Origin of the sequence: Mesorhizobium sp. B2-6-1 (assembly GCF_006440475.1) — a bacterium.
GTDB lineage: Bacteria > Pseudomonadota > Alphaproteobacteria > Rhizobiales > Rhizobiaceae > Mesorhizobium.
Map to the genome: position 1 here is coordinate 1 of NZ_VFUH01000008.1, position 12,030 is coordinate 12,030.

Below are 12,030 nucleotides of genomic sequence, written 5' to 3' on the forward strand. Positions count from 1 at the left end.
GATCTACACCGATGCCAACGGCATGACGCTCTACACCTATGACAAGGACGAGAAGGGCAAGACCAACTGCTACGACAAATGCGCCACAAACTGGCCGCCGCTGAAGGCCGAGGCCGGCGCCAAGGCGGACGATGAATGGACCGTTGTCGACCGCACCGACGGCACCAAGATGTGGGCCTATGACGGCAAGCCCGTCTACACATTCATCAAGGACAAGAAGGCCGGCGATGTGTCGGGTGATGGCGTCGGCGGCGTCTGGCATATCGTCAAGGCCGACTAAGGCTGCCACCTTAACTTCGACGTTGCTGCCGGGCGTGCCTTCAACGCCTGGCAGTCCGCATCAGACGCGCTGGCGCGGCATTTGACTCGGTCCACAGGGTCGCCGGCGACCTCATCGGCGCCAATTTGAGCCGCTCCCCACCGCTCCAGCCATTTGTCTTAGTTACCCCTCAACAATGTGATCTTCTCCATACACTCTTAGAGTGTATTGCTGCCGGCACTCTTGCAATTTGGCCGCTTCCCCTTGACCGGATGCAAAAGCGCGGCCATGTGAGCGACGAACAGAACCGAGATTTCGTCGCGCGCAGCGGAATTCTTCTGCCGCATCACAGCTGATATGAGCCCTCATGGACGTCGTCGTCGTCGAATCGCCGGCCAAGGCGAAGACAATTAACAAATACCTCGGCAAGAACTACAAGGTTCTGGCCTCGTTCGGCCATGTCCGTGATTTGCCGGCCAAGGACGGCTCGGTGCGACCGGACGAGGATTTCGCCATGTCCTGGGCGGTCGACACGGCATCCGGCAAGCGCCTCGCCGACATCGCCAAGGCGGTCAAGGACGCCGACGGCCTGATCCTCGCCACCGACCCGGACCGCGAGGGCGAGGCCATTTCCTGGCACGTTCTGGAAGTCTTGCGGCAGAAGCGCGCGCTGAAGGACAAGCCGGTCAGCCGCGTCGTCTTCAACGCCATCACCAAGAGCTCGGTGCTCGAGGCGATGGCCAATCCGCGCCAGATCGATGCGCCGCTGGTCGACGCCTATCTCGCCCGCCGGGCGCTCGACTATCTCGTCGGCTTCACTCTCTCGCCGGTACTGTGGCGCAAGCTCCCCGGAGCCCGTTCCGCCGGCCGCGTGCAGTCGGTCGCCTTGCGGCTGGTCTGCGACCGCGAATCCGAGATCGAACGCTTCATCCGCGAGGAATACTGGCAGATCGCTGCCATCCTCGGCACGCCGCGCAACGAAAATTTCGAGGCGCGCCTGACCGCTTTCGAGCGCAAGAAATTGCAAAAGCTCGACATCGCCAACAAGGCGCAGGCCGACGACATCAAGGCCATGCTCGAGGGCGCGGCCTTCAAGGCGCTGTCCGTCGAGGCAAAACCCACCAAGCGCAATCCAGGCCCGCCCTTCACCACCTCGACATTGCAGCAGGCCGCCTCGTCGGGCCTCGGCTTTTCGGCCAACCGCACGATGCAGGTGGCGCAGCGCCTCTATGAGGGAATGGAGATCGGCGGCGAGACCACCGGCCTGATCACCTATATGCGAACCGACGGCGTGCAGATGGCGCCCGAGGCGATCGACGCGGCACGCGATGCCATCGCCAAGGAATTCGGCCCCAAATACCTGCCGGAAAAGCCGCGCCTGTACACGACCAAGGCCAAGAACGCCCAGGAAGCGCACGAAGCGATCCGCCCGACCGACTTCATGCGCACGCCGGCATCGGTTAGGCAATATCTCGATGCCGACCAGATGCGGCTCTATGAATTGATCTGGAAGCGCGCCATCGCCAGCCAGATGCAGCCGGCGGAGATCGAACGCACCACGGTCGAGATCGAGGCGGTCAACGGCGCGCGCACGGCCGAGTTGCGCGCCGTCGGTTCAGTCGTGCGCTTCGACGGTTTCATCGCCGCCTATACCGACCAGAAGGACGATGATTCCGAGGACGAGGAAAACCGCCGCCTGCCCGAAATCCGCGCCGGCGAGCAGCTTGCCCGCCAGGCGATCAACGCCACCCAGCACACGACCGAACCGCCGCCGCGTTATTCCGAAGCTTCGCTGATCAAGAAGCTGGAGGAGCTCGGCATCGGCCGGCCGTCGACCTACACGGCGATCCTGAAGACGCTCGAGGACCGCGACTACGTCACCATCGACAAGCGCCGGCTTGTGCCGCAGGCAAAGGGCCGGCTGCTGTCGGCCTTCCTGGAAAGCTTCTTCGAGCGTTATGTCGAATATGACTTTACCGCATCGCTTGAGGAAAAGCTCGACGAGATCTCCGACGGCAAGCTCGCCTGGAAGGACGTTCTGCGCGATTTCTGGAAGGATTTTTCCGGCGCCGTGGCCGACATCAAGGAACTACGCGTCACCGATGTGCTCGATGCGCTGAACGAGGAACTGGCGCCGCTGGTTTTCCCTGCCCGGGAGGACGGCTCCAATCCGCGCATCTGCCCCAAATGCGGCACCGGCAATTTGTCGCTCAAGCTCGGCAAGTTCGGCGCCTTCGTCGGCTGCTCGAACTATCCCGAATGCTCCTTCACCCGCCAGCTCGGCGACGCGGCCAATCCCAATGGCGAGAATGGCGGCGGCGAGGACGGCACCAAGGTGCTCGGCAAGGATCCCTACACGGCTGAGGAGATCACGCTGCGCAGCGGCCGCTTTGGCCCCTACATCCAGCGTGGCGACGGCAAGGAAGCCAAGCGTTCCAGCTTGCCCAAGGGCTGGACGCCCGATTCGATCGACCATGAGAAGGCGCTTGCCCTGCTTTCCCTGCCGCGCGATGTCGGCAAGCATCCGGAAACCGGCAAGATGATCTCGGCCGGGCTTGGCCGCTACGGGCCTTTCGTGCTGCATGACGGCACCTACGCCAATCTCGACAGCATCGAGGATGTGTTCTCGATCGGCCTCAACCGCGCCGTTTCGGTGATCGCCGAGAAGCAGTTGAAGGGCAAGGGCGGCCGCAATGGCGGCACTGCGGCAGCCCTCAAGGAGCTTGGCGATCATCCCGACGGCGGCGGCAAGATCGTCGTGCGCGACGGCAAGTACGGGCCTTACGTCAATTTCGGCAAGGTCAATGCCACGCTGCCCAAGGGCAAGGATCCGCAATCGGTGACGATGGAGGATGCGCTGGCGCTGATCGCCGAGAAGGAAGCCAAGGGCGGCGGCGGCAAGAAGCCTTTCCGCAAAGCGGCGGCGGCCAAGGCGCCCGCTACCAAGAAGACGGCGGCCAAGAAGCCTGCCGCCAGGAAAAAGGGATAGAACGGCGTGGCGCGCAGGATCTCCGCAACAACCCACGGCGACCCGCGCACCGCCGACACAACGGCCAAGGTCAAGGGCGATTACAGGCCCTCGCGTGACGAAATCCTGCGCTACATCGCCGAAAATCCGGATCGCGCTGGAAAACGCGACATCGCCAAGGCGTTCGCGCTGCGCGGCCCGGACCGCATTTGGCTGAAGGATCTCCTGCGCGACCTGCAGGACGAAGGCGTCCTGACCAAGGAGCGTAAGCGCCTGGCCCGCGTTGGCGCCCTGCCCCATGTCACAGTGCTCGACATTTTCGACCGCGACGCCGACGGCGTGCTGCTGGCGCGTCCCACCGAACACACCGCCAATGGACCGCCCCCCATCGTTTCCATCCGCCTGTCGCGCAGTGGCGGCGGACCGGCGCCTGGCATTGGCGATCGCGTGCTGGCCAAGACCTTTCCCGCCGACGACACGAATGTCGCCTTGGGCGGCCCGGCCTACACAGGGCGGGTGATGAAGATATTCGAGAAGCGCACGGATGCCGTTCTCGGCGTCTTTCGGGTGCTTCAGGACGGCAGCTTCCGCATCGAGCCGGTGGAGCGCCGGCAACCCGAACTGATCGTCGACAAGGAATTCCAGAACGGAGCCAAGAACGGCGATCTCGTCGAGGTCGAGCCCGCCCGGGCCTCGCGCTATGGCTTGCCGAGAGCAAAAGTGCTCAACGTGCTGGGCTCGCTGACCAGCGAAAAGGCGGTCTCGATGATCGCCATCCACGCACATGACATTCCGCATGTCTTCCCGGCCGACGTCATCGCCGAAGCCGAAGCCGTCAAGCCTGCGACGATGGCCAACCGCGAGGACTGGCGCGAACTGCCGCTGGTCACCATCGACCCGGCCGACGCCAAGGACCACGACGACGCGGTGTTCGCTACGCCCGATCTCGATGAGAAGAACCCCGGCGGCGTGGTCATCACGGTCGCCATCGCCGACGTGGCTGCTTACGTCCGCTACGGCACGGCACTCGACCGCGAAGCGCTGAAGCGCGGCAACTCGGTCTATTTCCCCGACCGCGTCGTGCCGATGCTGCCCGAGCGCATCTCCAACGATCTCTGCTCGCTGCGCGAAGGCCAGGATCGCCCGGCACTGGCAGTGCGCATGACCTTCTCGGCGGACGGGCGCAAGGTCAGGCATTCCTTCCACCGCATCATGATGAAATCGGCGGCCAAGCTCGCCTACCCGCAGGCGCAGGCGGCGATCGACGGCGTGCCGGACGACAAGACCGGGCCGATCCTCGACGCAGTGCTGAAGCCGCTATGGGATGCCTATGCGGTCCTCAAGCGCGGACGCGATGGCCGCCAGCCGCTCGAACTCGACCTGCCCGAGCGCAAGATCCTGCTGAAGCCCGACGGCACTGTCGATCGCGTCGTCGTGCCGGAACGGCTCGATGCCCATAAACTCATCGAAGAATTCATGATCCAGGCCAATGTCGCCGCCGCCGAGACACTCGAGGCGAAGAAGCAGGCGCTGGTGTACCGCACCCACGACGCGCCCTCGCTGGCCAAGCAGGAATCGCTGCGCGAATTTCTGCAAACCCTGGGCCTGTCGCTGGCGCGCGGTGCGCAGATGCGGCCCGCCCAGTTCAACGGCATTCTCGAGCGCGTGCGCGGCGCCGACAATGAAGGTCTGGTCAACGAGGTGGTGCTGCGCTCGCAGAGCCAGGCCGAATATTCACCCAAGAACATCGGCCATTTCGGCCTCAACCTGAACCGTTATGCGCATTTCACCTCGCCGATCCGCCGTTACGCCGACCTCATCGTGCACCGCGGGCTTATCGCCGCACTCGGCCTAGGCCCAGGGGGCCTGACGCAGGAGGAGGAAGCGCGGCTCGAGGATGTTTCGGTGCTGATTTCCGGCACAGAACGCCGTGCAATGGCGGCCGAACGCGACACGGTCGACCGGCTGATCGCCGCTTATCTCGCCGAGCGCATCGACGACCGTTTCGACGCCCGCATTTCCGGCGTCACCAAATCGGGACTATTTGTCCAATTGCCGCAGTATGGCGCGGATGGTTTCATCCCCGTGTCAACTCTGGGCGGCGATTACTATATATATGACGAAACGGCCCGCTCGCTCTACGGAGAACGCTCGGGCAAGGGTTATCAGCTGGCGGACCGTGTCGAGGTCCGTCTCGTCGAAGTGGCGCCGATGGCCGGCGCGATGCGCTTTGAGATGTTGACCGACCCGAAGCCCCTGCCTGGCTCCGTCAGGTCGTTTCACAAGGCAAAAGGCCGCGCCCGTGCGTCACAATCGCGCCCAGGCTCGCGTGGCAGGAGACGATGATGGCAAGAGGCACGGAAGAACAGGTTTTCGGCGGTGAACATCACTCGGGCCGGGTCGCGCGTCCGCTGTGGACGGCGATGAAGCGCGGCATGCTCGGCCGCTGCCCGCATTGCGGCGAAGGCAAGCTGTTTCGCGGCTTCACCAAGACCGTCGAGACATGCAGCGTCTGCGGCGAGGAGATACACCATCACCGCGCCGACGATCTGCCCGCCTATCTGGTCATCGTCATCGTCGGCCACATCGTGCTCGGCGCCTTCATGGGCGTGGAGGCGACGTCGACCCTTTCCACCTGGCAGCACATCGCCATCTGGGTACCCTTGACGATCCTGCTGTCGGTTGCCCTGCTGCAGCCGGTGAAAGGTGCCGTCATCGGATTGCAATGGGCATTCTATATGCACGGTTTTGCTGGCGAACACGACGTGGCTGAACCCCATCCCGGTGCCTGAGGTGCTGCCTGGCGCAACATGCCAACCGTCAAGGCTACTTTCGCATGCAAGACGTTTACGCTAGGTCCCGCGCATGGAAGGAATGACCAAGGCGGACGTCGACAGGATCGACAAGGGTCTGGCCACGCATGGCGGCCGGGCGATTCGTCCACGTGATGCCGCGACCCTGATCCTGCTCGACGGCAAGGCCAACGACTTGCGGGTCCTGATGGGTCGCCGTCATGCCGGTCACGCCTTCATGCCAGGCAAGTTCGTTTTTCCCGGCGGCCGTACCGACCCGGCGGACAGCCGCATCCCCACCGCCACCGCGCTGCATCCCGAGCAGGAAGCAAAGCTCATCGCCGGTCCCGGCCGCACGAGCGAGGCGCGTGCCCGCGCCATCGCCTTGTCGGCCATCCGCGAGACCTATGAGGAAGCCGGGCTGCTGATTGGTCGCAAAGGCGCCTTCGCCACGACAAGGTCTGATTGGCAAGGCTTTGCCGAACATGGGGTGCAACCTGCCCTGGACATGCTGCGCTTCATTGCGCGCGCCATCACGCCGCCCAACCGGGTGCGCCGCTTCGACACCCGCTTCTTCTGCGCCTGGCGCGATGATGTCGCCGTCGAACTGACGGGCGGCGGTCCGACCAACGAACTCGAGGAGCTGGTCTGGCTGCCGCTTGCCAAGGCCAGGGAAGCCGACATTCCCGACATCACCCGGATGATCCTGGACGAGCTGGAAAGCCGCCTCGCCCATGATCCGCTGTTGCGTCCGGGCGGTCCCGTGCCCTTCTACCGGCTTGTCCGCAACCGCTTCACCCGCGAAATTCTGTAGAACATCGAGTATTCAGACATAACATGACGGTCGATACCCAACCAAAGGGCGACGAGCGCGTACACTGGCTGCCGATGGTGGCGGCGATCTCGTCGATCAGCGTCGTCGGCATTGCCATAGGCTTGGGCATGCCGCTGCTCAGCGTCATCCTGGAAACGCGTGGGCATTCGGCCTCGATGATCGGCCTCAACACGGCAGTCGCCGGCCTGGCCTCGATCGCCGGCGCCCCTCTGGCCACGCCGCTCGCCATGCGCTTCGGCGTTGCCTGGACGATGATCGCCATGATTGCCGCCGGTGCGCTGGCCTTCGTCGGCTTCCACTTCGCACCCGATTTCTGGATGTGGTTTCCGCTGCGCGTCGTGCTGCACATCGCGCTGACGGTGCTGTTCATCCTGTCGGAGTTCTGGATCAGCACCTCGGCGCCGCCGCATCGGCGAGGTCTTGTGCTCGGCATCTACGCCACCGTGCTGTCGCTCGGCTTTGCCGCGGGGCCGTGGCTGTTCGCCCATCTCGGCAGCTCCGGCTTCAGGCCGTTCGGAGTCATCATCGCATTGGTGGCGCTGGCCGCGATCCCGGTGCTGGCGGCGCGCAACGAGAGCCCGACGATCGTATCCGACGGCGAAACCAGCAATTTCCTGCGCTACATCTGGCTGGTGCCGACCGCGACCGCCGCCGTTCTGGTGTTCGGCGCTGTCGAAACCGGCGGTTTCGCCCTGTTTCCGGTCTATGGCAACCGCATCGGCTATTCCGAAGCCGACGCAGCCTTGCTGCTCACCATGATCGGCCTCGGCAACGTGCTCTTGCAGATCCCGATCGGCATGATCAGCGATCGCGTCTCGGACCGCCGCTATCTGCTTCTGGCCTGCGCCACTGTCGGCCTCGCCGGCACGATCTTCATGCCGCATCTGGCCGGCAACTGGCACCTGATGGCGGGCCTCCTGTTCGTCTGGGGCGGCGTGGTCGCGGCCATGTACACGATCGGCCTCGCCCATCTCGGCTCGCAGCTTTCGGGCCATGAACTGGCTTCGGCCAATGCCGCCTTCGTGCTGTGCTATGGTGTCGGCATGGTGCTGGGCCCGCAGGCGATAGGCATCGGCATGGATGCGTTCGGCCCTTCTGGCTTCGGCTGGTCACTCGGCCTGTTCTTCGCCGCCTACATGGTTCTTGCCAGCGTCAGGCTGGTCCGCAAGATCCTGTAAGGCGCCACCGGCGCAAACCGAAATTCACGATCGCCCACTACCGGCTGGCCCATAACTGGCCACCCCGGATGACTGGCTGCTGACAGAACCGTGTCAGTAGGCACGGTTTATACGGAGACCTCAAAACACTTGAAGTTGAGGAGACTCCGATGATCGACAGCGGCTTTGAAACCACATCATTGCGGATGACGCTGCTCCTGCTTGTCACTTTCCAGGCGCCGGCCGCGGATGTCGACCGCATCATGGACGCGGTGGTGGCGCTGGCGCCGCTGGCCATGGGTAATTATGACCGCAACGCCTACCAGTCGGCACATGGCATCGAACGCTACCGACCACTTGACGGCGCAGCCGCCGGCGCCGAGACCGAATTGCGGCGCCGCCCCGGCACGGTCGAGGTTTCGTTCGAACTGCCCGATGACCAGGAATTGGCGGCGCGCGTCGTAGAAGCGATCTTTCAGGCGCACAGCTACCAGGAACCGGTGATCCGCATTCAGCCGGTCCTTGCCAGCCGTTCCAAGGGACTGGACGACCGCGCCAATCCGAATCGCTGGTGGAACACCACGGAAGATTGGAAGAAAACCATCGTTCTGGAGGCGGAACACGTATGAATGCCGACAGGCATTGGCGTCCGTGACGGCCGCAAGGCGCGTCGGGCTTGACTTTCCGGGCGCGTTCTTTATGTGTCGCGGCAAGTTTCCCGCGTCCGGGTGTTTTCCCGTGCTCCAGCGGCCAAAACCCCACGAACAAACGGACTGATACCATGGCCAAAGCCGCAAACATCAAGATCAAGCTTCTGTCGACCGCCGACACCGGTTTCTTCTACGTGACCAGCAAAAACAGCCGCACCAAGACGGACAAGCTGTCGTTCCGCAAATACGACCCGGTCGCCAAGAAGCACGTCGAGTTCAAGGAAACCAAGATCAAGTAATCTGGTTTTTCCGAGAAAATGCCGAAACGCCGCCCATCGGGCGGCGTTTTTTGTTCCTAAAACATTGATTTCATTGGTTGGCAGTCAAATCCAGCATAACGGCCAACGTAGTGGATCGCGCTGCCGATAGGGCTGCTATAGTCACAAAGCCCGCGCGAGGCAGGGGCCTTGTCGAGCGGCTCCCATAAACCGCGAAAGGCGTGCGCGTCGTCACCGCATAAATCTCTACGACAAAAGCCACGGCGCCTCAGCAGGGATCCAGAGAATTTGTCTCTATGCAGCTTTGCCCTAGCCAGAAGAAAATGGTTCCAAGTACCTTTTCATGACATGCAATGGCACATAGTCACCCTCGACTAGATTTCCACCTCCCTCGTTCACAAGCACCATTAGAGCCTGAGTAGACTTTCTCATAAACACAGATAACTCAGATCGTATTGGTATATTACAAGAGAATCCTTTAATCATTACTAGAGAGAGTCGACTTTCTTCCATATTGAATTCTAGTTTAGATAAATCATTGTTAAATGGCCGATTGTGGAAAATGATAAGCTCTCCACGATCATTTATGGCTATTTCAATTTTAATAGGAAGTTCAAATTGGATTCCACCAATTACGTAAGACTCACGTTTCTGAACTATTGCTAGGATTTTAGATATATCATCTTTAATATCAGATGTGTCGTTCTTTATCGAATTCGCTATCTGCAAAAATTGGTCAAATTTGGCTTCGAGTTTCGGTAGCGAATTGCGCAAATACCCAAGGCGAGACGCGATGAAGGCGACCTCCGCTTTGTGATTTTGCTTCAATGCCTCCCGCATGAAGGCAAGGAAAATAAGAGCCCAGCCCGGCTCATCATCCGTCGCCTTTCCACGAAAAAATGACGCGAAATCGGCAGGAACGGCCAGTTGGTCCTTTCCCTGCTCCGTTCCAGCGATGAGATCGCGCAGAACGCGCTTGCACGCTGCATCCAGACTCGCCTGGACCGCTGCAAAGTCGCGAGCCGATAGCGCGCCGTCCAAGTTTGTCTCTATTTCATCGACAACGTCCTTGTTGGATTCTAGCTTGAATGGCCCGCCCAATCCGATCTGCTTATGCAGATAGCGGCGCGCGGCACTAGCGAACTGAATCCTCGCGCGACGCTCCGGCGGCCGTCCGCCAAGCCGCAACTGGTCGGCCTCTTGCGTATCGACATACATGCGCACCATCACGAGTGAAGAGGTGAGTTCACTGAGTCGAATGGCGTGCTCCAAATCGTGGTTTGCTGGAACCGCGCCTGTATGAGCGCGCAGCTTGGATGCGACGTCCTCGTAGATCGCTTTATAACGTCCGCCAAACAGCGTCTCGCCGATCTTATCTAGGATGTCGCCGGCATTTTCGAGCGCCTTCCAACCGATCACCGCCCCGATGTATCCGCAAACCGAGATCATTCGTCTAGGTCCCTGATGATGGCCCAAAGTAGGGCGGCAGTTGACCAGAAATCAAGAATACCAAACGGCTGAGCCTAGCTCATATCCCGCCGCGGACGGTGGAGTTCAAAGAGATTTAGGCTGCTTTGCCGGCCGCCCTGGGATAGAGCGTGGCTTGATACTGCTGCCCTCGCTGTCCGCTAGGCGTCAATTCGCGACTGAATCTGTTCCGTGATTTCGCTGCGTATGAAAGCAATTCTCCGGTCTCCGAGCGTGATGGCAGACGGAAGCCGTCTTCTGACATACCGGTTCACCGGCCTAGGCTGGTCATTCTCCGGCATGGTTCAGTGATACGAGCGTCGGCGGAGTTGTTATTCGCAGGCATTATAAATCTCCCCCCCCGCTGCGTTGCGGCGATTCAAGAACCAAACTGATTGATGAAAGGACGCCACATGATGGCGGCAGGAGGAGGTTTCTATTAATGTGGCTCCGCAAAGCGGTTGGCCCGGGTGAAGCAAGTTTCGACTCGCCAAAAGGCCGTATGGCTAGAATATGCCCAGCGGGCAACAGAGTGGCCGCTCGGCGGCCGCGCCCCTACCCTACCCGGTCGGCGCTTTTCGGGTCGAAAACATGCAGCGCCGCCGGATCGGCCGATAGCCGCACCGTCTCGCCAGGCTTCACGCCGGCGCGGCCCATGGCGAACACGCAAAGCTGCTGGCCGGCCAGCTTGACGTAGAACTGCGTCGAGAGGCCGAGCGGCTCGACCACCACCACTTCGCCTTGCAGCGGGCCGTCATCCGCCAGCCTTATATGCTCCGGCCGCAAACCGACGGTAACCGCATCGCCTTCCCTGAGTGGCAGGCCATCCGGCAATCGCAGTTTCTGGCCATCGGACAGCACTGCATCCGCCTTGCCGCCCTTCTCAACACTCGCCGGCAGGAAATTCATGCCGGGCGAGCCAATGAATCCGGCGACGAACATGTTGGCCGGCCGGTCATAGAGGTCGAGCGGCGCGCCGACCTGCTGGACGACGCCGTCATGCATGACGACGATGCGATCGGCCATGGTCATGGCTTCGATCTGGTCATGCGTGACATAGACCGATGTGGTCTTCAGTTGCTGGTGAAGCGCCTTGATCTCGGCGCGCATGTGCACGCGCAGCTTGGCGTCGAGGTTCGAAAGCGGCTCGTCGAAAAGAAAGACCTTGGGATCGCGCACGATGGCCCGGCCCATGGCGACGCGCTGGCGCTGGCCGCCGGAAAGCTGGCGCGGCAGGCGTTGCAGGAAATTGTCCAGCCCAAGCCGCCTGGCGGCGCCGTCGACCCGCGCGTCGATCGCCTGCTTTTCTGCCTTCTTCAGCATCAGGCTGAAGCCCATGTTCTTCGACACGTCCATATGCGGATAAAGCGCGTAGGACTGGAACACCATGGCGATGTCGCGGTCCTTCGGCGCGACGTCGTTGACTAACCGCTCGCCGATACGGATCTCGCCATCGGAAACCTCCTCCAGACCGGCGATCATGCGCAGAAGCGTCGATTTCCCGCAGCCGGACGGACCGACGAGGACGACGAACTCGCCGTCGGCGATGTCGAGGTCGACCGCGTGCAACACACGCACGCCACCATAGTCTTTGCGGACTTTTTCCAGCGTAACGGAAGCCATC

The 12,030-nt window shown here is 61.8% G+C and carries 10 protein-coding genes; 8 read left to right on the plus strand and 2 right to left on the minus strand.

The window, feature by feature from the left end; genetic code table 11:
• The 8 genes from FJ443_RS17315 to rpmG form a co-directional block, all read left to right on the plus strand.
• Nucleotides 1–280: hypothetical protein (locus FJ443_RS17315; RefSeq protein WP_140528014.1), on the plus strand; the 280-nt coding region annotated here is incomplete at its 5' end.
• Nucleotides 281–626: 346 nt separating this feature from the next.
• Nucleotides 627–3,248, plus strand: coding sequence for a type I DNA topoisomerase (gene topA, locus FJ443_RS17320; RefSeq protein WP_140557820.1), 2,622 nt, complete (start codon nt 627–629; stop codon nt 3,246–3,248).
• A 6-nt stretch (nt 3,249–3,254) separates the two neighbouring features.
• A complete protein-coding gene (gene rnr / locus FJ443_RS17325) occupies nt 3,255–5,573 on the plus strand; it encodes a ribonuclease R (protein WP_140665038.1) in 2,319 nt (772 codons plus the stop codon).
• Complete coding sequence (locus tag FJ443_RS17330; protein ID WP_226880329.1) at nt 5,570–6,019, plus strand: DUF983 domain-containing protein; 450 nt, start codon at nt 5,570–5,572, stop codon at nt 6,017–6,019. Before rnr ends, FJ443_RS17330 begins: the two co-directional genes overlap by 4 nt.
• 73 nt (nt 6,020–6,092) lie before the next feature.
• Complete coding sequence (locus FJ443_RS17335) at nt 6,093–6,833, plus strand: NUDIX domain-containing protein (RefSeq protein WP_140501564.1); 741 nt, start codon at nt 6,093–6,095, stop codon at nt 6,831–6,833.
• 23 nt (nt 6,834–6,856) lie between these two features.
• Nucleotides 6,857–8,032: an MFS transporter gene (locus FJ443_RS17340; RefSeq protein WP_140501562.1), complete on the plus strand. Its 1,176-nt coding sequence runs from the start codon at nt 6,857–6,859 to the stop codon at nt 8,030–8,032.
• 149 nt (nt 8,033–8,181) lie between these two features.
• The gene (locus FJ443_RS17345; RefSeq protein ID WP_140656407.1) at nt 8,182–8,640 is read left to right on the plus strand and encodes a hypothetical protein; all 459 of its coding nucleotides are present in this window, start codon (nt 8,182–8,184) and stop codon (nt 8,638–8,640) included.
• Between the two features lie 152 nt (nt 8,641–8,792).
• Nucleotides 8,793–8,960, plus strand: coding sequence for a 50S ribosomal protein L33 (rpmG, locus tag FJ443_RS17350; RefSeq protein ID WP_006201775.1), 168 nt, complete (start codon nt 8,793–8,795; stop codon nt 8,958–8,960).
• A gap of 288 nt (nt 8,961–9,248) precedes the next feature.
• Here the strand turns inward: rpmG and FJ443_RS17355 are convergent, their stop codons facing one another.
• Together FJ443_RS17355 and ugpC are read right to left on the minus strand one after the other, a co-directional pair.
• Nucleotides 9,249–10,388, minus strand: coding sequence for a hypothetical protein (locus tag FJ443_RS17355; protein WP_140665041.1), 1,140 nt, complete (start codon nt 10,386–10,388; stop codon nt 9,249–9,251).
• Between the two features lie 573 nt (nt 10,389–10,961).
• Nucleotides 10,962–12,029: a sn-glycerol-3-phosphate ABC transporter ATP-binding protein UgpC gene (gene ugpC, locus FJ443_RS17365; RefSeq protein ID WP_140665044.1), complete on the minus strand. Its 1,068-nt coding sequence runs from the start codon at nt 12,027–12,029 to the stop codon at nt 10,962–10,964.
• Between the last annotated feature and the right edge of the window lies 1 nt (nt 12,030).